We start from the raw sequence: 25,596 nt of genomic DNA on the forward strand, positions 1-25,596 counted from the left end.
TAGTTAAAAACATTCTTTTTAATTTTACCTTTGCAAAAATCCTACGACTTGAAAGACATTTTTTTAATCACGCCTCCTTTTACACAGCTGAATACACCGTATCCAGCAACTGCTTATTTAAAAGGTTTTTTGAATACCAAAAACATTTCGGCTTTCCAAATGGATTTGGGTATCGAAGTGATTTTAGAATTGTTTTCAAAAGAAGGATTAACTTCAGTTTTTAATGAAATTTATTCAAACAAAGTAGAAACTAATTCTAATTCTGAAAGAATCTACTTTTTGAAAAATGATTACATCAAAACTATTGATTCTGTAATTGCATTTCTTCAAGGAAATAATCCATCGCTTGCTAGGCAAATTTGTTCTGGTAATTTTCTTCCGGAAGCTTCTCGTTTTGAACAACTCGACGATATGGATTGGGCTTTTGGAAATATGGGAATGCAAGACAAAGCTAAACATTTGGCTACTCTGTATCTTGAAGATTTATCGGATTTTATAGTGGAATGTATTGATGAAAATTTTGGATTTAGTCGATACGCGGAACGTTTAGGAAGAAGTGCTAATTCTTTTGATGAGATTTACGATAATTTGCAAAGAGACTTATCTTTTATTGATAAAATCACGATTAAAACTTTAAGCAAACGCATCGAAGTAATTCAACCCAAATTGGTTTTGATTTCGGTGCCATTTCCAGGAAATTTATTTAGTGCTTTTCGTTGCGCTCAGTTTCTAAAGGCGAACTATCCCAATATTAAAATTGCAATGGGCGGTGGTTTTCCAAATACAGAATTACGTGATTTAAAAGACCAACGCGTTTTTGAATTCTTCGATTTTATCACACTTGACGATGGTGAGTTACCAGTTGAGTTATTGTATCGCAATATTTGTCAAACTGAGCCTGTCGAAGTCCAATTTAAAAGAACTTTTCTTCTCGAAAATAACCAAGTAGTTTACAAAAACAATACAACATCACACGATTATAAACAATCGGAAGTTGGAACGCCCGATTATTCTGATTTGCTTTTAGATCAATACATTTCGGTTATTGAAATTGCAAATCCTATGCATAGTTTGTGGAGTGATGGTCGATGGAATAAGCTTACTATGGCGCACGGATGTTATTGGGGAAAATGCACGTTTTGTGATATTTCATTAGATTATATAAAAGTTTACGAACCCATTCATGCTAAGATTTTAGTTGATAGAATGGAGGAGATTATGACGCAAACCAATGAAAATGGATTTCATTTTGTTGATGAAGCTGCGCCTCCAGCTTTAATGCGAGAATTGGCTTTGGAGATTATCAAACGAAAATTAGTAATTACTTGGTGGACTAATATTCGTTTTGAGAAAAGTTTTACGGCTGATTTGTGTTTGCTTCTGAAAGAATCGGGTTGTATTGCGGTTTCTGGAGGATTAGAAGTGGCTTCTGACCGACTTTTAGAATTAATCAAAAAAGGAGTTACCGTTGAACAAGTTGCGCAAGTAACTCGAAATTTTACCGAAAGTGGGATTATGGTGCATGCCTATTTGATGTATGGTTATCCAACACAAACTATTCAAGAAACTGTTGATAGTTTGGAAATGGTGCGTCAAATGTTTGAATTGGGTATTTTACAAAGTGGATTTTGGCATCAATTTGCCATGACAGCGCATAGTCCCGTTGGGTTAAATCCGGAAGAGTTTGGTGTAATTCCAGATGTAAAAGAAATTTCGTTTGCTAATAACGATATCAATTTTAAAGATAAAACTGGAATCGATCACGACAAGTTTAGTTTTGGATTAAAAAAATCGTTGTTCAATTATATGCACGGAATTTGTTTTGATTACGATTTGCAAGATTGGTTCGATTTTAAAATTCCAAAGACAAAAATCCCTTCTGATTTTATATACAACTGTTTGGAAAAAGATAATGTTTTCTCAACAAAACCTAACGCTAAAATTGTTTGGTTAGGAGGAAAGCCTCAAACTGAAGTTTTTGTAAAATCTAAAAAAGGAAGATCTTGGGAAATGATGAAATTGATTTTTCATAATAAAACCCAAACTTTTGATATTACTTTGAATGTTGATGAAGGAAAATGGTTGGTTACTGCTTTAGAACAACTTTCAGTTTACAACGATTCTAAGACAACTTTCTCTCAATTAAAGTCTGATTTTGAACAAAATTTTGAAGATTTTGAACTGTTTTGGTACAGTAAACCAATTCAAAGTCTAAGAAATTATTCGTTATTGGTATTGTAATTCTTTTGTTAAGGTTTTATTATTTTATCGATAAATATTTAATTTTTGATTTTAAAAAGCATATATTTAACAAATTATTTGATAAAATTTGCGATTATTTTTACTCAGAAATACCGATTCTACTTACGCAAAAGTAATTAGTTTACTTTCGCTTATGTCTCTTGCGCTATTAATTCTAGTAGCTTCCTTGTATTATTATATGAAGGTGCAAGAGAAGAATATTTACGATTCTAGTAATAAAATATATAGAAACGAAATTAATTCTTTGATAAAATTAGATTCGGAAAATTATTCTTCATTAGCGGCTGACGTTACTTATTGGGATGAATTTGTCGATTTTATTGCAACTAAAGATTTAAAATGGTTCAATACTTCTATTGCTATTATTTTAGATACTTACAAGTCGGAATATATTTGTGTGTATGATGCAAAAGGGAATTTTATTACTAAGGTTTCAACTCCAAAAATAAAAACCGTTCAATTTATTCCTAAAGCTGCAATTAACAAATTATTAACAAAAAAAGCAGACAGATTTTATTTAAAAATTCCAGAAGGTGTTGTGGAGGTTTATGGAGCTACAATTCATCCATCTGATGATCCTTATAAAAACAAGACCAAACCTTCGGGATGTTTCTTTATGGTTCGTTTATTAGATAATGATTATTTTGCCAATTTTGAAAAAATAAGCACTTCTAATATTGCATTTTATAAATCATCTGTTGTTGATTCAAAAGCAGTACATTTTACTTTACCGTTAAAAGATTATCAAAATAATGTTGTTGAAAAGTTAGTTTATAAAAGAGCTTATGATATCGATTTTTGGATAACAAAATTTATTTTAATCGTTGTTGCAATTGCCATAATGGTTTCTTGGGTTGTATACTATTACTATGCTAATAAATGGTCGCGTTTGCCTTTGAGTTTTATTAAAAAGATTTTAAAAAATGGCGATCAAAATGCAATTCAGTCTCTAAAAAATATTCGAGGTGAATTTCGTTACATTGGTAAATTGTTTGAAGAAAATCAAATCAAGGCAAAGGAACTTGAAATTGCTAAAAATAAAGCAGAAGAAAGCGATAAACTCAAATCAGCTTTCTTAATGAATTTGTCACATGAGATTAGAACACCAATGAATGCGATTTTGGGGTTTTCGGATTTGTTATCAAATTCAAATTTAACTGAAGAAGATAAAAACGAATACATAAAAGTGATTCAACAAAGTGGTCAAAATCTTATAGAAATAATAGATGATTTAGTTGAAATGTCTAAAATTGATTCGCAATTAATAAAACCAAATCTGCAATCTTTTGATTTGGATGAGTTTGTGAAACAAATTTTTACTTCTTATGAGAAATTGTATAACAGCGAAAAAGTTGTTTTTAAATTATCTGCTCCTGATGAAAAATTAGAACAAAATATACTTTCTGATAAAGTGAAATTGGGAGAAGTGATTACAAACCTTTTGAATAATGCATATAAGTTTACAGAAGAAGGATTTATCATTTTAGATTATTCGTTGGATAAAGAAACCAATACAATTTCATTTAGTATAAAAGATTCTGGAATTGGTATTCCTAATGCTTTTCAAGAAAATATATTTAAAAGATTTAGTAAAATAAACGCAAAAGGAATTTCTGCAAATGAAGGACTTGGTTTGGGCTTAGCAATTTCTAAAGCGTATGTTGAGATTTTAGGCGGAACAATTGGATTTAATTCGCAAGAAGGTGTTGGTTCTACTTTCTATTTTTCAATTCCTTTAAATTATTCTGTTACTGATGTTGAGGATAGTTTAGAAAATTCGGATACTGTTTTGCCGATAGATTTAGGTGAAGAAGAAATTATTTTAATTGCAGAAGACGATAATATCAATTATTTATTGATTGAAAAAATGGTAAAAAGTTGCAACTTTAAGATTATCAGAGCGCATGATGGTCTTGAAGCTGTAGAACATTGTAAAACAAATAAGGAAATCGATTTGGTTTTAATGGACATTAAAATGCCAAATATGAATGGTTATGATGCTTTTATCGCTATAAGAGAATTTAATAAAAATATCCCAATCATTGCTCAAACTTCATATAGCTTTGAAGAAGAACTTCTTAAAATTAAAGACTTAGGATTCACAGATTTTATTTCAAAACCTATTAAAAAAGAAAAGTTATTCGCTTTAATTAAAAAATATATGAAAAGGGAATAGCTATACTTATTTTCCAAATTTATGAGAATTATCATTTACGAAAACGTTTTCTTTTTGTAAGTTTACGTCCACTAAAATAATCTCATATGAGCACAAATTATAAACTTTTAGTAAATAACGCTGCTTCGTTTGAAGTAACTGAGGAAAGTCTTCAAAATTTAGATGCAGTTAAATTAGATGCGTCTAATTTTCATGTACTAAAAGACAATAAACCTTACAAGGCAGAAATTGTTTCAGCCGATTTTATTTCTAAAAAATACACAGTTAAAGTAAACAACAATTCTTACGAAGTAAACATTTCTGATGCTTTAGATGAATTAATCAAAAACATGGGAATTGAAAGAGGTAAAACCAAAGTGGTTAATGCTATAAAAGCGCCTATGCCTGGTTTAATTTTAGAGATTAATGTTACTGTAGGACAAGAAGTAAAAGAAAATGATCCTTTATTAATTTTAGAAGCCATGAAAATGGAAAACAGTTTCCTTTCTCCTAGAGATGGTGTTATAAAATCTATTGCTGTAGAAAAAGGAAATGCAGTTGATAAAGGTCAATTATTAATTGAATTCGAATAAAATGAAAGAAATTAAAAAAATATTAGTTGCCAATCGCGGTGAAATTGCCATTAGGGTAATGAAAACTGCAAAAAAAATGGGAATAAAAACGGTAGCAGTTTATTCTTCTGCCGATAGAAATGCATTGCATGTTAAGTATGCCAATGAAGCCGTTTTAATTGGTGAAGCAGCATCAAGTCAGTCATATTTGCGTGGTGATAAAATTATAGAAGTTTGTAAAGAATTAGGAGTTGATGCGGTGCATCCAGGATATGGATTTTTGAGTGAAAATTCCACTTTTGCAGAAGCTTGTGAAAAGAACAATATTATTTTCATTGGTCCAAAATCTAAAGCTATTGAAATGATGGGAAGTAAGTTAGCAGCAAAAGAAGCTGTTAAACATTACAATATTCCTATGGTTCCAGGAACTGAAGATGCTATTACAGATATTGAAGCGGCTAAGAAAATTGCAACTGATATTGGTTTTCCAATTTTAATTAAAGCATCTGCCGGTGGTGGAGGTAAAGGAATGCGCGTTGTGGAAAAAGCTGAAGATTTTGTTTCTCAAATGGATAGAGCAATTTCAGAAGCTACAAACGCATTTGGTGATGGGTCGGTTTTCATCGAAAAATATGTAACAAAACCTCGCCATATCGAAATACAAGTTATGGCTGATAGTCATGGAAATATTGTTTATGTTTTTGAAAGAGAATGTAGTATTCAACGTCGTCATCAAAAAGTAGTTGAAGAAGCACCATCTGCAATTTTAACACCTGAGAAGAGAAAAGAAATGGGTGAGGCTGCTGTAAAAGTGGCTAAAGCTTGTGATTATCTTGGAGCAGGAACAGTTGAGTTTTTGATGGATGCCGACCATAATTTCTACTTTTTAGAAATGAACACCCGTTTGCAAGTAGAACATCCAGTTTCAGAATTAATTTCGGGATTGGATTTAGTGGAATTGCAAATTCGTATTGCACGTGGCGAAGCATTACCAATGAAACAAGAAGATTTACAAATCAAAGGTCACGCCATGGAACTTCGTGTATATGCGGAAGATCCAATGAATGATTTCTTGCCAAACGTAGGATTCTTGAGTACTTATAAATTACCAGAAGGAGAAGGAATCCGCGTAGATAACGGAATTGAAGAAGGAATGGACGTGCCAATTTACTACGATCCAATGCTTTCCAAATTGATTACGTATGGAAACACCCGTGAAGAATCAATCGAATTGATGATTAAAGCAATTGACAATTACATAGTAGAAGGTGTTGCAACAACATTACCTTTTGGAAAATTTGTAATGGAACACGATGCATTCCGTTCAGGTGATTTTGATACAGGATTTGTGAAAGCGTATTACGATGCTGAAAAATTAAAATCAAAATTAGATACTGAAGCAGAAATTGCTGCTATGATTGCATTTCAGCAATATGTGGAAGATCAAAAAGTACTTAGATTACCAAACTAATTGACAAATCGTCTAATTGACTCATTGAAAGAAAATGGAAGATAAAATTAAAATATTAAACGATAAAATAGCTTTAGCTAAATTAGGCGGAGGCGAAAAAAGAATTGCATCACTTCATGCAAAAAAACGTTTAACAGCAAGAGAGCGTGTCGAATATTTATTAGATGAAGGTTCGTTTGAAGAAATCGGAATGTTGGTTACACATCGTACAACCGATTTTGGAATGGAAAAAGAAATCATTTATGGTGATGGAGTTGTTACTGGTTACGGAACTATAAATGGAAGATTAGTCTATGTTTTTGCACAAGATTTCACCGTTTTTGGTGGTTCACTTTCTGAAACTCATGCTGAAAAAATTTGTAAAGTAATGGATATGGCGGTTAAGAATGGAGCACCAATGATTGGATTGAATGATTCTGGTGGAGCTCGTATTCAAGAAGGTGTACGTTCACTTGGTGGATATGCTGATATTTTCTACCGAAATGTTCAGGCTTCTGGTGTTATTCCGCAAATTTCTGCAATTATGGGACCTTGTGCTGGTGGGGCAGTTTATTCTCCAGCAATGACCGATTTTACCATGATGGTAGAAAACAACAGTTATATGTTTGTTACGGGGCCAAATGTTGTAAAAACAGTAACAAATGAAGAGGTAACTTCTGAAGAATTAGGTGGAGCAGCAACTCATGCTTCAAAATCGGGAGTTTGTCATATTACATCTCCAAACGGGGTTGAATGTTTGGAGGATATCAAACGATTGTTAAGTTATATTCCGCAGAACAATAGAGAAACTACTCCGAAATTACCATTCGTTTTTCAAGAAGAAATTCGCGAAAAATTAGATACTATTGTTCCAGATAGTGCAAACAAGCCTTATGATATGCATGAAGTAATTGGTGGAATTATAGATGAAGATTCATTTTTTGAAATTCATAAAGATTTTGCCGATAACATTATTGTAGGTTTTGCTCGTTTAGGAGGAAGAAGTATCGGAATTGTAGCTAATCAGCCTATGGTTTTAGCAGGATGTTTAGATGTAAATAGTTCTATTAAAGCAGCTCGATTTGTTCGTTTTTGTGATTGTTTCAATATTCCTCTTTTAGTTTTAGAAGATGTACCAGGATTTTTACCAGGAACAGATCAAGAATGGAACGGAATCATTACACATGGAGCAAAATTATTATATGCATTTAGCGAAGCTACTGTTCCAAGAGTTACTGTAATTACGCGTAAAGCTTATGGTGGAGCTTATGATGTAATGAATTCAAAACATATTGGAGCTGATATGAATTTTGCTTGGCCAAGCGCTGAAATCGCTGTAATGGGAGCAAAAGGAGCATCGGAAATTATCTTCAAAAAAGAGATTGGTGAAGCAGCAGATCCTGTGGCTAAATTAGCAGAAAAAGAAGCAGAATATGCAGAGTTATTTGCAAATCCATATACAGCGGCGCAACGCGGATTTATTGATGAGGTTATTTTACCAAGAGATACCAGAAGAAAACTGATAAAAGCTTTTAGCATGTTGGAAAATAAAGTAGTCGACACTCCAAAACGCAAACACGGAAATATTCCTTTATAATAAGAAAGACCGACTATTTAGTCGGTCTTTTTATTTAGTTGAGCATCTATATATTTTCCTATAAATCCTAATTTCATTCGATCTAGCATTTTCTTTTCAAATTCCCAGAAGAATGTAAATTGTCCAAAAATAGTACCTATTATAACCAATAAAACTTGATAAGCTGGGAATATTATAAGTAATCGTATAGGCCAATACAACCAAAGCGATAGATTTTCTTTAGTAATTCCTAGTAAATTTGTTAATGGTTTAGAAAGATAAGCTGCAGTCGACCCAGTTATTGCAAATACAATGAAAATAATAATTAACTGCCAGTTTGATTTTATATTCCAGCGTTCTTTTAGTTTGTTCATAAAATTAAATTCTTGGGGTAAATCCTCCTAATCTTTGATTATTTTTGAGTTGAAAGTAAACTAAGTAATTGTATAGCATGTAGTTTACTTCGTAACCATAATCAATGCTTTGCTCATAGTTAATTGACATTTCATATAAATTAGGATTGTATTGTGAAGATAACATTGTTCTTCTGTTCCATTCAATTACCCAAATTCTATTTCTAGATTCTAAAAAAGATTGCGAATAATAATTTCTAGGTTTTGCATTGCTATTGAACCATGACGAAAATCCAGGATCAAAAATTAAAACTTCGTATTCAATTTCGTCATTTGCAATACGAATAGTGTCGCTTTCTAGTTTTGGTTTATCATCAAAACTCTTTCTGTTCTGAGTAGAATTACAAGCTATCAGGATAAAAAGTGTAGCAATTAAAAGTAATAATATACGTTTCATAGCTTAAGTTTTGAAAGTATAAAGATAAAAAAAAGCATCGACAAAGTCGATGCTTTTAACTTTAATATAGGAAATACTATTTTCCGAAAAGTTTACCTAATAAACCTCCTAAACCTCCTTTTTTAGAAACAGCAGAAGTAATATCTCCCATGTCTACTTTTCCGTCATTATTTTGGTCCAATCCAAATTGCCCTCCATATTTTGAAACGGCATCCATAAGTCCACCGCCTTGACCACCAGAAATAGCACTAACTAAATCACTCATGTTAAATCCTGGCTGATTTGGATCTTTGGCTTTATTAACCAATCCTCCTAAAATCTGAGGAATTAAACCACCTGCAACACTTCCTGCAGCATCAGATGATAAACCAAATTTTTCACCTAAGTTTCCTGTAACTTTATCTGTCAATTGTTTTACAACAGGATTGTTTGCATTAATAGCAGAATTTCCACTTAATAATCCAGATAAATCATTAATGTTACCATTTGCTACCATATCTTTTAAACCCGAAAGAATAGAGCTTCCGGCTTCATTCATTACAGCGTCATTTTGTTCATTTGGAACTGCAGGATTATTCACTACAGCATCATTACCAAATTGTTTTACTAATTCTGAAAGTTGATCAAACATAATTTTAGTTTATTTGTTGAATCTACTAATGTACAAAAATTAATTGTTTTTTAAAAGGCTAATGATTTGATCGGCTAATTCTGTTCCAATTCTATCTTGCGCTTCTAATGTAGCAGCACCAATATGTGGAGTTAAAGAAATTTTCGGGTGCATTAAAATTCTAATTTCAGGAGTAGGTTCGTTTTCAAAAACATCTAAACCAGCAAACAATACTTTTTCTTCGTCTAAAGCTTCAACTAATGCTACTTCATCAATTACACCACCTCTAGCACAGTTGATGATTCCAACGTTTTCTTTCATTAATTTTAATTCTTCTCTACCAATTACATAACCATCTTGAGCTGGAACGTGTAATGTAATAAAGTCAGAATGTTTGATTACATCTTCTAAAGATTCTGTAACAATTTCTACATTAATAAATTGTCCGTTATAGAAATCTACACGAATAACCGCTTCGTTTACATATTTATCAGCAGCAATTACTTTCATTCCAAGTCCTAAAGCCATTTTTGCTACAGCTTGACCAATACGACCAAAACCAATAATACCAATAGTTTTTCCTCTAAGTTCAATACCATTTGCATAAGCTTTCTTTAAACCATCAAAATTAGTATCGCCTTCTAAAGGCATATTTCTGTTTGCGTCATGTAAGAAACGAACACCTGTAAATAAATGAGCAAAAACTAATTCTGCAACACTTTCAGATGATGAAGCTGGTGTATTAATTACATGTAATCCTTTGCTGCGAGCATATTCTACATCAATATTGTCCATTCCAACACCACCACGACCAATGATTTTTAATCCAGGACATGCATCAATAATATCCTGACGAACTTTAGTTGCGCTTCTAACTAAAATTACTTTTACGTCGTGAGTATTAATAAAATTGGCAATTTGTTCTTGTGCTACTTTTGTAGTGATTACTTCAAAACCACCTTTTTCTAAAGCTTTAATACCGCTTTTAGAAATCCCATCATTTGCTAAAACTTTCATTCTAATTTTATATTTTATTTTGCTAGTTTACTAGTCACTAATTACTAAATGTTTTTCTCTAATTCTTGCATTACATCAACTAAAACTTGTATACTTTCGATAGGTAAAGCATTGTACATTGATGCACGATAACCGCCTACAGAACGGTGACCAGCTAATCCGGAAATTCCAGCTGCTTTCCACATAGCATCAAATTTTTCTTGATGTGCTTCATTTTCTAATAAGAAAGTTACATTCATGTTACTTCTGTCTTCTTTTGAAGCAGTTCCTTTAAATAATGGATTTCTGTCGATTTCGTTATATAACAAATTCGCTTTAGCTTCATTAATTTTTTCTATTGCAGCAATTCCACCTAATTTTTTCAACCATTGTAAAGTTAATAAAGAAGCATAAACAGGGAATACTGGTGGTGTATTGTACATACTCTCTTTTGCAACGTGTTGTTGGTAATCTAACATGCTTGGAATTGTCCTCCCTGTTTTTCCAAGAACTTCTGTTTTTACAACTACTAATGTTGTTCCAGCAGGTCCCATATTTTTTTGAGCTCCAGCATAAATTATATCAAATTTGGAAAAATCTAATACACGTGAGAAAATATCAGAACTCATATCACAAACAACTGGAATACCAACTTCTGGAAATGATTTCATTTGTGTTCCAAAAATAGTGTTGTTACTCGTGCAGTGAAAGTAATCTGCATCTGCAGGAATCGTGTAACCTTTTGGAATGTGGTTGTAATTTTCAGACTTTGAAGAGGCAACTACAACTGTTTCTCCAAAATGTTTTGCTTCTTTAATAGCTCCGCTTGCCCAAGTTCCTGTATCTAAATAAGCAGCTTTACCATTTTCTTTCATTAAATTATAAGGAACCATTAAGAATTCTAAACTGGCACCACCACCTAAAAATAATACTTCGTAACCTTTTCCTTCTAAGTTTAAAAGTTCTAATACTAAAGCTCTAGCTTCGTCCATAACGGCAACGAAATCTTTACTTCTATGTGAAATTTCTAAAATAGATAATCCTGAGTTGTTGAAATCTAAAATAGCTTGTGCCGATTTTTCGAAAACTTCTTGAGGAAGTATACATGGACCGGCACTGTAATTGTGTTTTTTCATTGTTGTTGTAGTTATTTTGTTATAAAAAAACAAATTTCGTGATTCTTACACAAAAAACAGAAGTCAAATAACCTTAAATTATTAGAGGTTATTAACGAAAACGTTTGCGTAAATGAAAAATTTTAGGAAAAAACGAATTAAATTTTAGATAAAAAATCCAAAGTATCCACATTATCTGCGTAATCCCAAAGTTGAGGTTGCTGTGTTTGTCCAAATGAAACTGAGTTAGGAATCAAATTATTCGATACAATACATTGAATTTGTTCAGAATCTTGATTTAGTCTTGTTTGTATTTCTTCTAAGACTTCGTAAAACTCATAAAAAACAGATGAAATAGGAGAGGAATAGCTCGTGTCTTCTTTAATAGTCATGAATTCGTTATCCAATAATTGGAAATTACTCATCAAGAAGACCGCTTTGTTATAGTCATAATTATTTGCATATTTCTCGTATTGAATTACGTCGCGATATTCGTACATTGCTTTGAAGAAATTATCAAAGTTGTAACCTTTTGGAACAAATAGTTTTGAAACATTTCGACAACCTAATCCAAAATATCTAAAAATGTCTTCACCTAAATTTACTAAATCTTCTAAAGATTCTTTTCCATTTAAAACAGCTACAGAATTTCTATTTTTACGAATAATACTTGGTTTATCTTTAAAATAGTATTCAAAATAGCGAGCGGTATTATTACTTCCTGTTGCAATTACGGCATCAAAACCTTCTAATTTTCCTTCTACAAAAGTTATTTTGGAAGTAAGTTTTGGTTCAACCGAAATTAAATAATTAGCTAAAAATTTCAATAAATGTTGATCGTTTGAAGACGTTTTAATTAAAACATCATGACCTGAAATTAAAACCGAAAGAAAATCATGAAAACCTACTAATGGAATGTTTCCTGCTAAAACTAGTCCAACTTTTTTAGTTTCAGTTTTAGAAAAATCATAATTGGAAAGCCATTGCGTTAAATTTTCATATGATAAGGCTTTTGCCCAAGCTTGAATACTAAAACAGACTTGTTCTGGAGTAAACCAACCGTTATGCGATTGCGATAATTCGATTAAATTTACGAAGTTATCAAAGTACAAATCGTTTTGTAAAACCGATGACGATTTAACGTTTCCGTCTACTGAAAATTGGTGTAAAAATTTTCCTAATTCAATAAAACTCGATTTAATTTCACTTTGTAACATTTGTAACTTGTTTATATTTGGTATACGTTGTATTTTTGCACAAAAATAATCATTTAGTTAGACTAAAAGTAGATTTTTATAAAACTTCTAACTTCTAACTTCTAACTTCTAACTTCTAACTTCTAACTTTTGAAGATATGGCAATTATAATAACAGACGAATGTATCAACTGTGGTGCTTGTGAACCAGAATGTCCTAATACAGCTATTTATGAAGGTGCTGACGATTGGAGATGGAAAGATGGTACAAAATTAAGTGGGAAATTAATTTTACCTGATGGAACTGAAGTGGATGCAGATGCTGCTCAAACTCCAATTTCTGACGATATTTATTATATTGTTCCTGGTAAATGTACAGAGTGTAAAGGTTTTCATGAAGAGCCACAATGTGCTGCTGTTTGCCCTGTTGATTGTTGTGTTCCTGATGATAATCATGTTGAAAGCGAAGAAACATTGTTAAACAGACAATCGTTTTTACATAACGAATAAGATATTTTTTTATAAATATCAAAAAAGAGAGCTTTCTTGTGAAAGTTCTCTTTTTTTGTTTTTTAACACTACTGAATTTTATTAAATATAATTTAAAATCATTATATTTGGTTGATAATCGGTATTTTATGATAAAAAAACTTACTTTTTTATTATTGTTTTTAAATTCAATTGTCTTTTCTCAAAGCCTCGAGTTTACGGTAATTGTAAAAGACTATGATACCGATTTGCCTATAGAAGAAGTAACTATTACTTCTTTACGAAGTCGTCAAGGTTTTTTAACTAATAAAGAGGGTAAGGCTTTTATAAGTTTGTCAAAATCTTCAGATTTAGAATTTGTACATTCAACCTACAAGTCCGTTATCGTAAAAATTTCCACACTAAATAAAAAAGAGAATGTTGTGTATATGGAACCATATACGCAAGAGTTAGAAGAATACATCATAACAAAAGATCATCCACAAGAAATATTAAAACGTGTTATTGAAAATTCAAAAAGTAAAATAACGATCCCTATTAATCTCAAAGTTTATTTACGGGAGTTTTACAAGCAAGACAATCAAATTGTTTTTTTTAATGATGGATTAATCAATTTTCAAATTTTAGGAAGTGAAAAGAATATAAAAACTGATATTTTAGTTGAGCAAAACAGATCTGTTGGGGTTTTAGATGGTGATATTACGCCTGATGTTTTGGGTTATAATTTGAATAACATTATTGAAAATTATTACCAATTTAAATATTTGGATGAGATTTTGGATTCAAGAGCAAAGAAAACCTATGATTTTTCGGTTAAAACTTATCCTTCAAATGAAGATTATTTAGTAATTAAAGTTGTTCCGCTACCAGAATCGAAAGGAATATTGTCTGATTTTATTGTGGTTTATGATAGTAATAAAAAAATCATAGTTGAAGTAAGTTCTTATGTTTCATCTGCTCGTCTTCAAGAGTATAAAGAAAGTTTGTTTTCGAGTCGAAAGGTTTACAAATTGGAATTTAAAAATATTTTCCGTCAAGAAGGAAGTTATTATTATTTGGCCAATTCAAAAGAAGTTATTGGTTTTGAAAAACAATTTAAAAATAAAGGAAGACGAATTGAGGTAAAAAATCACATGGTAATTACTGATTTTGATAAAAAAACATTCGAATATAGCGATAGAAATGTTTTTAAAGACAAGTCCTTAATTAATAAAAAAACGTCATTTTTTACTAATTATTGGGATGTTGAGTCCGGATTTGTTTCTACTTCTGAAGAAAAAGGCATAATTGAAAGATTGGCAAAAGGACCAGATGTTGACCCTGATGAAAAGGAAAGCCCAACAGAATAATTCCAACTCTTTTATATCTCGTTGGTGTTATTGTTATAAACGTCTGTTCGAGTGTTTTTTGTGTAATAAAATGAAACAAAAAATGTATCGAGAACTTTTTTTTGAATAACATTTTTCTTGTTTTCGATACAATTTTCTTTCAGAAAATCACTCAAACTGACGAAAAACGAAAACAATAATTAATTTCACCTAAGGGGTTCTTTTATACCTTTATTTAATTCTTTGATACTATTCAAGTTTGAAGTATATTTGCACACTTTTTAAAAATATACATTCATAATGAAACGCTTTGCGTTGCATATCACTTAATAAAAATATCAAATAGATATGAAAGCAGGAATTGTAGGATTGCCAAATGTTGGAAAATCAACTTTATTTAATTGTTTATCAAATGCTAAAGCACAAAGTGCAAACTTCCCGTTTTGTACTATTGAGCCAAATATTGGAGTAGTAAACGTTCCAGATCCACGTATTGCTCGTTTAGAGGAATTGGTTAAACCAGAGCGTGTGCAAATGGCAACTGTTGATATTGTTGATATTGCAGGTTTAGTAAAAGGAGCAAGTAAAGGAGAAGGTTTAGGGAATCAATTCTTAGGAAACATTAGAGAGTGTAACGCAATTATTCACGTTTTACGTTGTTTTGATAACGATAATATTGTTCACGTAGATGGAAATGTAAATCCAATTAGAGATAAAGAAACTATCGATATTGAATTGCAATTAAAAGATTTAGAAACGGTTGAAAAACGTTTAGAAAAAACAAATCGTGCTGCAAAAACAGGAAACAAAGAAGCACAAGCAGAAAAAGCTTTGTTAGATAGAATTCGTGAAACTTTATTAGAAGGAAAATCAGCTCGTACAGTGGTTCCTCAAAATCAAGATGAGGAAGTAATGTTGGAAAGTTTCCAATTAATTACTACAAAACCAGTTTTATATGTTTGTAATGTTGATGAAGCTTCGGCTGTAAACGGAAACAAATATGTAGACCAAGTTCGTGAAATGGTAAAAGATGAAAATGCTGAGGTTATTGTGCTTTCAGTAGGAGCAGAAGCTGATATTACCGAATTAGAAAGCTACGAAGAGCGTCAAATGTTCTTACAAGATATGGGATTAACAGAGCCAGGTTCGGCAGTGTTAATTCGTGCAGCTTATAAATTATTAAATCTACAAACATATTTCACAGCAGGTGTTAAAGAAGTTCGTGCTTGGACTATTAACATTGGAGATACTGCGCCAAAAGCAGCTGGTGTAATTCATACTGATTTTGAAAAAGGATTCATTAGAGCTGAAGTAATTGCTTTTGATGATTATTCAAGCTTTGGTTCAGAAGCAAAAGTAAAAGAAGCTGGAAAATTAAGAGTAGAAGGAAAAGAATACATTGTAAAAGATGGTGATGTAATGCATTTCCGTTTTAATGTGTAATTTTTAGAGCAAAGAAATTAGAATAAAGAAAATAGATATAACCGTTGAAGCAATTCAGCGGTTTTTTTGTGGCACAACATTTGCGTTTGCAAAACAAAACAAACTACCATGAAAAAATATCTTATTCTAGCCTCATTTGCTTTGGCTATGGTTTCTTGTAAAGATTCAGGATTAAATAACAGTTTTATATATTTTTCTGAAGCACAACCCACAAATGTGGATGAGATAGATGAATTTCCAAAGAGGTTTGTTAGAACGTATTCCATGGATTATTCACACCGTTTAGTAGTACAATCCAAATGTGCATATATTCTAGAAATTGAAACTTTAACTGCTTTAAAATCGGAATTAGATTCTATTCCAGAATTTGAATTGCGTAACAATCAAGTTTTTGATAAGTCGGAAAATAAAGCTTATAAAACGTTTGTAAAAGGCGATACGATAGCTTTTGAAATCGAACGTTTGGATACCATTTTTTCCTTCGCCAAAAACGAAATCGCTAAACAATATAAATCTTCAATTGTTTTAAATAAGGAAGTAGATGGAAAATACCAAACAAGTATTTTAAAATTATCTACTATTGGAGCAAAACACATTCAACTAGGAACCAAAAAGGATTTCAAGAAGTTAAATTCAGAACTAAAAATTCCATTCGCAACTAAAATGAATGAAAATGACACACTTCATGTTACTTTAACTCCTTCGAGAGCTCATTTTAGAAAACTTTTACGAAAAGATGGATTCGAATACGAAAGCAATTATTTATTTAAATAATTGGGTTATTTCTTTTCGTAAAGACTCATGTTTTTATCATAAATAGGACTTTCGATATCTAGAAAATCCAAAACGCTATGAAATACATTGTGTTGTTCCGCGTTTTTTACATTCTTTAAAGTTCTAGATTTTTCTGAAGCCCAAACAATAAATGGAATATCAAATTGCTCTTTTGGGGCAATGCTTACTGGTAATCCATGCATGTATAAATTGTTTTCACCTAACGATTCACCATGATCGGATATATACATCATAGAAGATTTGAAATCTTTTAATTGCGTAAGTTCATCAATAATAGTGGCAAGTAAATAATCAGTATACAAAATGGTATTATCGTATGAGTTTATAAGCTCAGCTTGAGTACATTTTGCAACTTCAACGTTTTTACATTCAGGTTTAAATTTACTAAACTGAGATGGGTATTTTTTGTAATAGGTTGGACCATGACTAGTACTTGTATGTAAAACTATTAGAATCTTATCCTTTTTACAAGATGCGATTTGTTCTTTTAGTCCATTAAGTAAAACTTCGTCGTATTCGCAATTAGCGTTGTTACAATTCTTTTCAAGATCACTTTTACTAAAGTAGTTTTTAATTTTAACTTTAGGTTCTCCAGAATTTGTTGTTCTCCAAATAACATCTACGCCATTTCTATCTAAATAGTTGGGTAAAGTTTCATATAATTCATTAGAGTTTTTATATTCTAAAATACATTTTACGCCTGCAGTGGTATAAGTAGCACAAGATTGGGTTTTGTAAGCATGAACATTTGAAATTTCAGCTAGCAATGGATTCGTGTTTTTATTATAACCATATAACGAAAAATTCTGACTTCTCGCAGATTCTCCAATTACAAGCACAACAATAGACTTTTCTTTGTTTTTTATAGTTGCATCAGGTAGTAAAATTTGTTGTTTGTTTTCTTTGTTTTTCTTTTGATAGTATCTGCAAGTATTTACCACATAAGACCAAGGCATAACTAAAGAGCCTAATGTTTTAGAATTGTTGTCAATCCATAACCAGTTAGTAGCATTGGCATAAATCAATGACAATAAGAATACTAAAGTAAGCGAAAAACTAATTAAGAAAGTTTTTAATTTTATTTGAATATATGATGTTTTTAAAACAAAAAAAGCGGGAATTATTCCTAAAAAAACAAGATATAAAATCATCGAAACCGATAAAAAACTACTCGACTCTTCAAAATTGGTATTGAAAACATTACCAATCATTGTTCGGTCTATTAATATGTTATAAGTGTTTACAAAATATAACGCAACCGAATTCAATACAAACAATAAGGCAATTAACCATTTCCCAATTTTACGTAATAGAAAAAGCAATAGAAAAAATACAAAAGCATTTAAAACAATTGCTAAAATAATTAAACTAAAGAATAATAAAATCCCATTAAAGCTTTTGATATCAATAGAATCAATAACAAAATTAAAAAAAGGAATGTTGTATAAAATTATATTTACAACGCTAAATACTAATACTAAATAGCCTAATTTAATTTTTTCTTTTAACATAAATGGTAATCATTAAGTATAATGTAATAAGCAACGCAACAATAGAAAGGTAAAAAACAACTAAATTGTTTTCAAAGATTTTTTTAGTAAGACTTGCAATGAAAATTATAAAAAGTAAAATAAAAACAGGATAGAATTTTAAGTTACCAATCCAATTTAGCCATTTTTTTTTCTCGTTGATGATGATTCCTAAAACAGCAACTGAATAGCCAATCAAACATCCAATAATAACATCAAGTGGGTAATGAGCTCCTACGCCAACTCTAGAAAAGGCAAATAAAAGTCCTAAACTAAGAATGAGCAAAGTCCAGAACACTTTATATTTATTTTTACTTGGCATAAAAGCATATAAAAGCAAAGTAATTACCATAAAAATAGTCATCGAATGTCCAGATGGCAAAGATGTTGCGCCTGTTAGTTTTTTTCCAATTATTATAAACTCGTCCGTGTTAAAAACCGCTGCAGGTCTTGGCATTGCAAATATTCTTTTTAATACTGCTGAAACAATTAAAGAAAGTAATGAAGAAGCCAAAAGTGCTTGCCAAAATTTCGGAGCATAAGCAAATAATAAAGACAAAAATGAAAATGCGATTAAAGCGTCTCCTAATTGCGTAATGTTAAATTGAAAACTCGGAAATTGAGATAATTTATGATTTAAAAAATAAAATAAATCTTTTTGGACAGCACTATAGTTTTTGATAAAATTACCTTCTAATACGAAAGAAAAATATAAAAAGATAGCTAGTAAAATCAAGAACGGAAAGACTAAAAACCAAAAGTTAATTTTTGTAAAATTATGAGTTACTTTATTGTTCAATTCCTTAAGTTGTAACATTCTTATTTTGCTTTTAGAGTTTTGAGAGATAAGTGCAAATATAGATATTTTTATTTTGATTAAAGTTCGATTTTTAATTCATAAATTGACTTGTCTTTTGTTGAACTATTTTAATAAAAACACTTTGTATTTAGGACTTAAATTTGGAAATAAATGTAAATTTGTAGAAAATTAAAACTTAGTATACCGTGGACAAGACAGCATGAGTTGTGTTCTCTTAATTTGAAAGGCTGTATAGTGATTTTCTTTAGGCATTATAACTAAATTAGTCTTCCTTATACTCTAAAATATCTCCTGGTTGACATTCTAATACTTTGCAAATCATTTCTAACGTATTAAAACGAATCGCTTTTGCTTTTCCAGTTTTTAAAATAGATAAATTAGACAATGTTAAACCAACTTTTTCAGAAAGTTCGTTTAAAGACATTTTTCGTTTTGCCATCATTACATCTAGGTTTACTATAATTGGCATAATTTATACGGTTAAGTCGTTTTCTTCCTGAATTTCTGTTCCTTTTTGCATAATCACTGCTATTATGTAAATTAAACCAGCAAAAAACAACATTTCATTTGTATTCCATTCAATTGGTACATTTTGAATTTTATGACTAACGAAAGTTGCTTGTGATTTTGCAACTGAACTAAAAATACCCGCTGTAAAAGTAAAATAACTTATATCAAAAATGCTTTTTGTGCTTTTTGCATTAAAAGGTTTGTCAAACTTTAAAAAAGTAAACAATTTTATTACTCTATATGATATGAAAACCTTTAAAAAGGAGAATATTAAGTAAGACGACATAATTACATGGTATCTCAAAATATCCTTTTTGTATAAAATACTTAAGTCTAATTTATTGTATAAATTATAAGTTGCTTCTGGATTAATGAATACACTATAAAAGTAGTTAACTAATATAGCTCCAGTTTCGATACTCAATCCAATGAATATTATCCAAAATAATACATTCATTATAGTTACAATTATTTTTGTTGTTTGATTGTTCATATTGAATTAGTTTTAAAATTTATTCAAAAATAAAAAATATTTATTATAAAACAATAAATTTTATTTTTTTTAATTGTTACTTTTATTGTCAATAACTTCTGGTTTTATTACTTTCATTCTTTTAAGATATATGTTATATTGCACAAAATCCAAAATCTGTCTATGTTAGAGCAAAATCAGTATACCGAAGACAACATACGTTCTCTCGATTGGAAAGAACATATTCGTATGCGTCCCGGAATGTATATCGGAAAATTAGGAGATGGTTCGTCGCCCGATGATGGTATTTATATTCTGTTAAAAGAGGTAATGGACAACTGTATCGATGAATTCGTTATGGGGGCCGGAAAAACCATTGAAGTTACTATCAAAGATAAATTGGTAACCGTTCGCGATTATGGTCGTGGCATTCCGCTTGGAAAAGTAGTCGATGTTGTTTCCAAAATGAATACAGGTGGAAAATACGATTCCAAAGCCTTCAAAAAATCTGTTGGTTTAAATGGTGTCGGAACAAAAGCAGTTAATGCGCTTTCAAATTACTTCCGAGTAGAATCCGTTCGTGATAACCAACAAAAAGCAGCGGAGTTTTCTGCAGGAAATCTGACACTTGAAGAAGACGTTCAAGAAACAACAAAACGTAAAGGAACAAAAGTTTCTTTCGTTGCCGATGATACGATTTTCAAAAACTACAAATACCGAAACGAGTACATCATCAAAATGCTTAAAAACTATTGTTATTTAAATCGTGGTTTAACGATTTATTACAATGGCGAAAAGTATGTTTCGGACTATGGATTGAAAGATTTATTAGAAGAGAATATTTCGGCAGAAGATATGGTGTATCCAATCATTCACTTAGAAGGAGACGATATCGAGGTAGCCATTACGCACAGTAAATCGCAATATTCAGAAGAGTACCATTCGTTTGTTAATGGTCAAAATACAACACAAGGAGGAACGCATTTAGGGGCTTTCCGTGAAGCGATTGTAAAAACTATCAAAGAGTTTTATAACAAACCTTTCGAAGCTTCTGATATTCGTAAATCGATTGTTTCTGCAGTTTCAGTGAAAGTGGAAGAACCTGTTTTCGAATCGCAAACCAAAACCAAATTAGGTTCAACCGATATCGGTCCGAATGGTCCAACGGTTCGTACGTTTGTTAATGATTTCATCAAAACGAATTTAGATAACTTCTTACATAAAAATCCAGAAGTAGCCGATGCGTTATTGCGTAAGATTTTACAAGCCGAACGCGAACGTAAAGAACTTTCAGGAATTCGAAAATTAGCCAAAGAACGTGCTAAAAAAGCAAGTTTACACAATAAAAAATTACGCGATTGTCGTGTCCATTTAACCGATGCTAAAAATCCAAGAAGTTTAGAAAGTACGCTTTTTATTACCGAGGGAGATTCGGCTTCGGGTTCGATTACCAAAAGTCGCGATGTAAATACACAAGCGGTGTTCAGTTTACGTGGAAAGCCTCTGAATTCTTATGGAATGACGAAAAAAATCGTCTACGAGAACGAAGAATTCAACTTATTGCAAGCCGCATTAGACATTGAAGAATCGATGGAAGATTTGCGCTATAACAATATCGTAATCGCCACCGATGCCGACGTGGATGGTATGCACATTCGCTTGTTGTTAATTACGTTTTTCTTGCAGTTTTTCCCTGAGTTAATCAAAGACGGACATTTGTATATTCTACAAACGCCATTATTCCGTGTACGAAACAAAAAAGAAACGATATATTGTTACAGCGAAGAAGAACGAGTTAACGCCATCGAAAAACTAAAACCAAAACCAGAAATCACCCGATTCAAAGGATTAGGAGAAATTTCGCCAGATGAGTTTAAGCATTTTATCGGGCAAGACATTCGTTTAGATCCAGTCATGTTAGATAAAGCCACAACGATTGAAACGTTGTTAGAGTTCTACATGGGTAAAAATACCCCAGACCGACAAGATTTCATCATCAATAATTTGAAAGTGGAGTTGGATGTTGTTGAGAAGTAATGGTAGCACGAAGTTTCACAATGTAATGCACAAAGTCACACAAAGATATTTTTAACATTGCGAAACTTAGTGAAAACTTTGAGTAACATAGTGTAACAAAAAAATAAATATGACTGAAGAAAACGAAATAAGCCGAATAATTTTAGATTGTGCCTATAAAGTTCATACAAAGTTAGGTCCAGGATTGTTGGAAAAAGTGTACAGAGAATGTTTAGCTTATGAGTTAACAAAATGCGGATTAGAAGTTAAACAAGAATATCCATTTCCAGTTATTTATGAAGATATTAAAATGGATTGTGGATATAGAGTTGATATTCTAGTAAATAATAAAGTTATAGTTGAATTAAAAGTGGTTGAAGAGTTTACATTAGAGCATACAGCGCAATGTCTAACATATATGCGACTTTCAGAATGCAGATTAGGATTACTTTTAAATTTTTATAAGAAATCATTAAAAGACGGAATAAAAAGATTAATATTATAACATTGATTTTATTGGTACACAAAGTATCACAATGTAAAGCACAAAGTCACACAAATTAATTTTAAAACATTGAGTTACTTCGTGAAAAACTTTGATAAACATAGTGCTACAAATATAAAAAAAGACAAAGTAGAAATATAAACATTGTGAAACTTAGTGTATAACTTTGAGAAACATAGTGCTACAAAAACATGAAAGACGAAGAAGATAACATCATCCCAGAAGACGACAATTTAGAAAATCAAGACCAACATCAAAAAGAGGAAGGTTTTGAGGATATTCATGTATCAACGGGACATCATTTTTACGAAAACAACGAAAATCCAGAAGATACCATTACTAAAGTTACAGGAATGTACAAAGATTGGTTTTTGGATTACGCTTCCTATGTAATTTTAGAGCGTGCTGTTCCTGCGATTGAAGACGGTTTTAAACCGGTACAACGTCGTATCATGCACTCCATGAAGGAGTTGGATGACGGTCGTTACAACAAAGTTGCGAATATCATAGGGCACACCATGCAGTATCATCCTCACGGAGATGTGAGTATTGGTGACGCTATGGTGAACATCGGGCAAAAAGATTTGTTGATTGATTGTCAAGGAAACTGGGGAAATATTCTAACTGGTGACGGAGCCGCAGCACCTCGTTACATCGAAGCTCGAATTTCAAAATTTGGTCACGATGTATTGTTTTCGCCAAAAGTTACCCAATGGCAATTGAGTTATGATGGTCGTAAAAACGAACCTGTTCATTTGCCTGTAAAATTCCCATTATTGTTAGCACAAGGTGGAGAAGGAATTGCGGTAGGTTTATCAACCAAGATTTTACCTCACAATTTCAATGAATTAATCGATGCGTCAATTAAAATTTTAAAAGGAAAACCATTCACTTTATTCCCAGATTTCCCAACAGCTGGAATTGCCGATGTTTCCAACTATAATGATGGAATGCGAGGTTCTCGTGTGCGCGTGAGAGCTAAAATTGCGCCTTTAGATAAAAATACTTTGGTGATTACCCAAATTCCGTTTTCAACTGATACTACCAAATTAATTGATAGTATCTTGAAAGCCAATGAAAAAGGGAAAATCAAAATCAAGAAAATTGAGGATAACACCGCTGCTGAGGTTGAAATCGTAATTCACCTACAACCGGGAACTTCGCCAGACAAAATGATTGATGCGCTATATGCGTTTACCGATTGTGAATTGTCCATTGCGCCTTTAGGCTGTGTTATCGAAAATTGTAACAAGCCATTGTTTATTGGTGTTTCCGATATTTTGAAGATTTCTACGAATCGTACGTTGAATATTTTAAAACGAGAATTAGAAATTCAATTGGACGAACTCGAAGCGAAGTGGCATTTCGCAAATTTAGAGAAGATTTTCATCCGTGAAGAAATGTACATCGACTTCAAATTGTATTCGGATAGAGAGTCGCTTTACAACTACATGTACGACCGATTTGAGCCTTTCAAAACCATTTTAATTCGAGAAATTGAAGATGAAGATTTACAACGTTTGACACAAATTCCAATGATTCGTATCACACGATTTGACTCAGATAAAGCCGATGATGCGATTGCAAAATTGGAAGCTGAAATCGAGCAAGTGAAACATCATTTAGATCATTTGATTGATTACGCGGTAGATTATTTCACCAATTTAAAAGACAAATACGGAAAAGGAAGAGAACGCTTAACCGAATTACGTAATTTCGATAATATTCAAGCGACGAAAGTAGTATTGCGTAACCAAAAGTTCTATGTGAATAGAGAAGAAGGTTTCGTAGGAATGGGCTTGAAAAAAGACGAATACGTGGGCGAATGTTCCGATATAGATGACATTATCGTTTTCTTACGCGATGGAAAAATGATGGTTACGAAAATCGATGATAAAAAATTCATTGGTAAAGATATTATTCACGTTGCTGTTTTCGATAAAAACGACAAACGTACCATTTATAACATGATGTATCGCGATGGTAAAAATGGCTCTACGTTTATCAAGCGTTTCAATGTTTCTGGAGTTACTCGTGATAAATTCTATGATTTAACGCAAGAAAAACCAGGTTCAATGGTGTCGTATTTTTCAGCAAATCCAAATGGAGAAGCAGAAGTGGTGACTATTTTATTGCGTCAAGTAGGAAGTGTGAAAAAACTGAAATGGGATGTCGATTTTTCAGATATTGCTATCAAAGGAAGAGCTTCTAGAGGAAATACCGTAACCAAATATCCAATCAAGAAAATTGAACTGAAAGAGAAAGGTATTTCGACTTTACGTCCGAGAAAAGTTTGGTTTGATGATACAGTGCAACGTTTGAATGTGGATGGAAGAGGTGAGTTGCTAGGCGAATTTAAACCAAATGATCGTTTATTAATCATCAATCAATCAGGAAAAGTAAAAACGATAATTCCAGAACTTTCTACACATTTTGATGAAGACATGATTGTGTTGGAAAAATGGAATCCTAATAAACCTATTTCTTGTATTTATTACGATGGAGAAAAAGACCGTTACTTTGTAAAACGTTTCTTAATTGAAAACGAAAACAAAGAAGAAATCTTCATATCTGAACATGAAAAATCGCAATTAGAAATTGTTTCAACAGATTGGCGACCAGTTGCTGAGGTAATTTTTGCTAAAGTAAAAGGAGTTCAAAAAGAAAATCAAGTGGTTGATTTAGAGCAATTCATTTCAGTAAAAGGAATTAAAGCGTTGGGAAATCAATTGACTACAGATAAATTGAAGCAAATAAATTTACTTGATTCATTACCATATGAAGAAGTGTTAGACGAACCAGAAACGGTTAATTCAGCCTCTTCAGAAGAATCTGATGGTGTAGATATTCAAGATTTTAATATCGAATTAGACGACGACGGACAAATAACGCTTTCGTTAGAGTAATAAAAAAAGCCCCGAATTCGGGGCTTTTTATTTTAAAACATA

At 31.6% G+C, this 25,596-nt stretch carries 22 protein-coding genes; 12 read left to right on the top strand and 10 right to left on the bottom strand.

Features of this window, described 5'->3' with window-relative positions; genetic code table 11:
- Positions 1–48 precede the first annotated feature (48 nt).
- The 5 genes from LOS89_RS03875 (at position 49) to LOS89_RS03895 (ending at position 8,036) form a co-directional block, all read left to right on the top strand.
- On the top strand, positions 49–2,241 hold the full coding sequence (locus LOS89_RS03875) for a B12-binding domain-containing radical SAM protein (protein ID WP_231836529.1): 2,193 nt from the start codon (positions 49–51) through the stop codon (positions 2,239–2,241).
- An 88-nt stretch (positions 2,242–2,329) separates the two neighbouring features.
- Positions 2,330–4,438, top strand: coding sequence for a response regulator (locus tag LOS89_RS03880; protein ID WP_231836530.1), 2,109 nt, complete (start codon positions 2,330–2,332; stop codon positions 4,436–4,438).
- Between the two features lie 86 nt (positions 4,439–4,524).
- Positions 4,525–5,010, top strand: coding sequence for an acyl-CoA carboxylase biotin carboxyl carrier protein subunit (locus LOS89_RS03885; protein WP_231836532.1), 486 nt, complete (start codon positions 4,525–4,527; stop codon positions 5,008–5,010).
- A 10-nt stretch (positions 5,011–5,020) separates the two neighbouring features.
- Positions 5,021–6,460, top strand: a complete 1,440-nt coding sequence (locus LOS89_RS03890) for an acetyl-CoA carboxylase biotin carboxylase subunit (RefSeq protein WP_231837036.1) — start codon at positions 5,021–5,023, stop codon at positions 6,458–6,460.
- Between the two features lie 34 nt (positions 6,461–6,494).
- Positions 6,495–8,036: an acyl-CoA carboxylase subunit beta gene (locus LOS89_RS03895; RefSeq protein ID WP_231836534.1), complete on the top strand. Its 1,542-nt coding sequence runs from the start codon at positions 6,495–6,497 to the stop codon at positions 8,034–8,036.
- A 17-nt stretch (positions 8,037–8,053) separates the two neighbouring features.
- On the opposite strand, the gene LOS89_RS03900 is transcribed toward LOS89_RS03895, so the two are convergent.
- The 6 genes from LOS89_RS03900 to LOS89_RS03925 all read right to left on the bottom strand — a co-directional run bounded on the left by LOS89_RS03900 (position 8,054) and on the right by LOS89_RS03925 (position 12,763).
- Entirely contained in the window at positions 8,054–8,389 is a 336-nt protein-coding gene (locus LOS89_RS03900) for a DUF6787 family protein (protein ID WP_231836536.1), read from the bottom strand.
- Between the two features lie 4 nt (positions 8,390–8,393).
- The gene (locus LOS89_RS03905) at positions 8,394–8,825 is read right to left on the bottom strand and encodes a DUF6146 family protein (RefSeq protein ID WP_231836538.1); all 432 of its coding nucleotides are present in this window, start codon (positions 8,823–8,825) and stop codon (positions 8,394–8,396) included.
- 76 nt (positions 8,826–8,901) lie between these two features.
- A complete protein-coding gene (locus tag LOS89_RS03910; RefSeq protein ID WP_231836540.1) occupies positions 8,902–9,456 on the bottom strand; it encodes a DUF937 domain-containing protein in 555 nt (184 codons plus the stop codon).
- 39 nt (positions 9,457–9,495) lie between these two features.
- The gene (locus LOS89_RS03915) at positions 9,496–10,452 is read right to left on the bottom strand and encodes a D-2-hydroxyacid dehydrogenase (protein WP_231836542.1); all 957 of its coding nucleotides are present in this window, start codon (positions 10,450–10,452) and stop codon (positions 9,496–9,498) included.
- Between the two features lie 44 nt (positions 10,453–10,496).
- On the bottom strand, positions 10,497–11,567 hold the full coding sequence (serC, locus tag LOS89_RS03920; protein ID WP_231836544.1) for a 3-phosphoserine/phosphohydroxythreonine transaminase: 1,071 nt from the start codon (positions 11,565–11,567) through the stop codon (positions 10,497–10,499).
- Positions 11,568–11,704: 137 nt separating this feature from the next.
- A complete protein-coding gene (locus tag LOS89_RS03925; RefSeq protein WP_231836546.1) occupies positions 11,705–12,763 on the bottom strand; it encodes an acyl-CoA reductase in 1,059 nt (352 codons plus the stop codon).
- 137 nt (positions 12,764–12,900) lie between these two features.
- Between LOS89_RS03925 and LOS89_RS03930 the strand changes: the two genes are divergently transcribed.
- From LOS89_RS03930 to LOS89_RS03945, 4 genes are all read left to right on the top strand, one after another.
- Positions 12,901–13,251 carry a 4Fe-4S dicluster domain-containing protein gene (locus LOS89_RS03930; RefSeq protein ID WP_231836548.1) on the top strand — a complete coding sequence of 117 codons (351 nt, stop codon included), beginning with the start codon at positions 12,901–12,903 and terminating at the stop codon, positions 13,249–13,251.
- 128 nt (positions 13,252–13,379) lie between these two features.
- Complete coding sequence (locus LOS89_RS03935; RefSeq protein WP_231836549.1) at positions 13,380–14,579, top strand: hypothetical protein; 1,200 nt, start codon at positions 13,380–13,382, stop codon at positions 14,577–14,579.
- Between the two features lie 327 nt (positions 14,580–14,906).
- Positions 14,907–16,001 (top strand): redox-regulated ATPase YchF, encoded by a 1,095-nt coding sequence (gene ychF / locus LOS89_RS03940; protein ID WP_231836551.1) that lies wholly within the window; start codon positions 14,907–14,909, stop codon positions 15,999–16,001.
- Between the two features lie 108 nt (positions 16,002–16,109).
- A complete protein-coding gene (locus LOS89_RS03945; protein WP_231836553.1) occupies positions 16,110–16,775 on the top strand; it encodes a hypothetical protein in 666 nt (221 codons plus the stop codon).
- A 5-nt stretch (positions 16,776–16,780) separates the two neighbouring features.
- Here the strand turns inward: LOS89_RS03945 and eptA are convergent, their stop codons facing one another.
- The 4 genes from eptA to LOS89_RS03965 form a co-directional block, all read right to left on the bottom strand.
- Positions 16,781–18,307, bottom strand: coding sequence for a phosphoethanolamine--lipid A transferase EptA (eptA, locus tag LOS89_RS03950; RefSeq protein ID WP_231836555.1), 1,527 nt, complete (start codon positions 18,305–18,307; stop codon positions 16,781–16,783).
- Positions 18,288–19,142, bottom strand: a complete 855-nt coding sequence (locus tag LOS89_RS03955) for a phosphatase PAP2 family protein (protein WP_231836557.1) — start codon at positions 19,140–19,142, stop codon at positions 18,288–18,290. Before LOS89_RS03955 ends, eptA begins: the two co-directional genes overlap by 20 nt.
- A gap of 265 nt (positions 19,143–19,407) precedes the next feature.
- Positions 19,408–19,614 (bottom strand): helix-turn-helix domain-containing protein, encoded by a 207-nt coding sequence (locus tag LOS89_RS03960; protein ID WP_231836559.1) that lies wholly within the window; start codon positions 19,612–19,614, stop codon positions 19,408–19,410.
- A gap of 3 nt (positions 19,615–19,617) precedes the next feature.
- Positions 19,618–20,148, bottom strand: coding sequence for a DUF2975 domain-containing protein (locus tag LOS89_RS03965; RefSeq protein WP_231836560.1), 531 nt, complete (start codon positions 20,146–20,148; stop codon positions 19,618–19,620).
- 162 nt (positions 20,149–20,310) lie between these two features.
- On the opposite strand from LOS89_RS03965, the gene LOS89_RS03970 reads away from it, so the two are divergent.
- From LOS89_RS03970 to LOS89_RS03980, 3 genes are all read left to right on the top strand, one after another.
- Entirely contained in the window at positions 20,311–22,164 is a 1,854-nt protein-coding gene (locus LOS89_RS03970) for a DNA topoisomerase IV subunit B (RefSeq protein ID WP_231836561.1), read from the top strand.
- 109 nt (positions 22,165–22,273) lie between these two features.
- Positions 22,274–22,648 (top strand): GxxExxY protein, encoded by a 375-nt coding sequence (locus tag LOS89_RS03975; RefSeq protein WP_231836562.1) that lies wholly within the window; start codon positions 22,274–22,276, stop codon positions 22,646–22,648.
- Positions 22,649–22,839: 191 nt separating this feature from the next.
- Positions 22,840–25,554, top strand: coding sequence for a DNA gyrase/topoisomerase IV subunit A (locus LOS89_RS03980; protein WP_231836563.1), 2,715 nt, complete (start codon positions 22,840–22,842; stop codon positions 25,552–25,554).
- Positions 25,555–25,596: the final 42 nt, after the last annotated feature.

This window comes from Flavobacterium channae (assembly GCF_021172165.1).
Lineage (GTDB): Bacteria > Bacteroidota > Bacteroidia > Flavobacteriales > Flavobacteriaceae > Flavobacterium > Flavobacterium channae.

Coding starts and splice junctions, on each gene's coding strand:
- LOS89_RS03935 (WP_231836549.1), top strand. CDS start 13,380: ATGATAAAAAAACTTACTTTTTTATTATTGTTTTTAAATTCAATTGTC.
- LOS89_RS03975 (WP_231836562.1), top strand. CDS start 22,274: ATGACTGAAGAAAACGAAATAAGCCGAATAATTTTAGATTGTGCCTAT.
- eptA (WP_231836555.1), bottom strand. CDS start 18,307: ATGTTAAAAGAAAAAATTAAATTAGGCTATTTAGTATTAGTATTTAGC.
- LOS89_RS03970 (WP_231836561.1), top strand. CDS start 20,311: ATGTTAGAGCAAAATCAGTATACCGAAGACAACATACGTTCTCTCGAT.
- LOS89_RS03895 (WP_231836534.1), top strand. CDS start 6,495: ATGGAAGATAAAATTAAAATATTAAACGATAAAATAGCTTTAGCTAAA.
- LOS89_RS03900 (WP_231836536.1), bottom strand. CDS start 8,389: ATGAACAAACTAAAAGAACGCTGGAATATAAAATCAAACTGGCAGTTA.
- LOS89_RS03965 (WP_231836560.1), bottom strand. CDS start 20,148: ATGAACAATCAAACAACAAAAATAATTGTAACTATAATGAATGTATTA.
- LOS89_RS03885 (WP_231836532.1), top strand. CDS start 4,525: ATGAGCACAAATTATAAACTTTTAGTAAATAACGCTGCTTCGTTTGAA.
- LOS89_RS03905 (WP_231836538.1), bottom strand. CDS start 8,825: ATGAAACGTATATTATTACTTTTAATTGCTACACTTTTTATCCTGATA.
- LOS89_RS03945 (WP_231836553.1), top strand. CDS start 16,110: ATGAAAAAATATCTTATTCTAGCCTCATTTGCTTTGGCTATGGTTTCT.
- LOS89_RS03925 (WP_231836546.1), bottom strand. CDS start 12,763: ATGTTACAAAGTGAAATTAAATCGAGTTTTATTGAATTAGGAAAATTT.
- LOS89_RS03980 (WP_231836563.1), top strand. CDS start 22,840: ATGAAAGACGAAGAAGATAACATCATCCCAGAAGACGACAATTTAGAA.
- LOS89_RS03915 (WP_231836542.1), bottom strand. CDS start 10,452: ATGAAAGTTTTAGCAAATGATGGGATTTCTAAAAGCGGTATTAAAGCT.
- serC (WP_231836544.1), bottom strand. CDS start 11,567: ATGAAAAAACACAATTACAGTGCCGGTCCATGTATACTTCCTCAAGAA.
- LOS89_RS03960 (WP_231836559.1), bottom strand. CDS start 19,614: ATGCCAATTATAGTAAACCTAGATGTAATGATGGCAAAACGAAAAATG.
- LOS89_RS03930 (WP_231836548.1), top strand. CDS start 12,901: ATGGCAATTATAATAACAGACGAATGTATCAACTGTGGTGCTTGTGAA.
- LOS89_RS03910 (WP_231836540.1), bottom strand. CDS start 9,456: ATGTTTGATCAACTTTCAGAATTAGTAAAACAATTTGGTAATGATGCT.
- ychF (WP_231836551.1), top strand. CDS start 14,907: ATGAAAGCAGGAATTGTAGGATTGCCAAATGTTGGAAAATCAACTTTA.
- LOS89_RS03955 (WP_231836557.1), bottom strand. CDS start 19,142: ATGTTACAACTTAAGGAATTGAACAATAAAGTAACTCATAATTTTACA.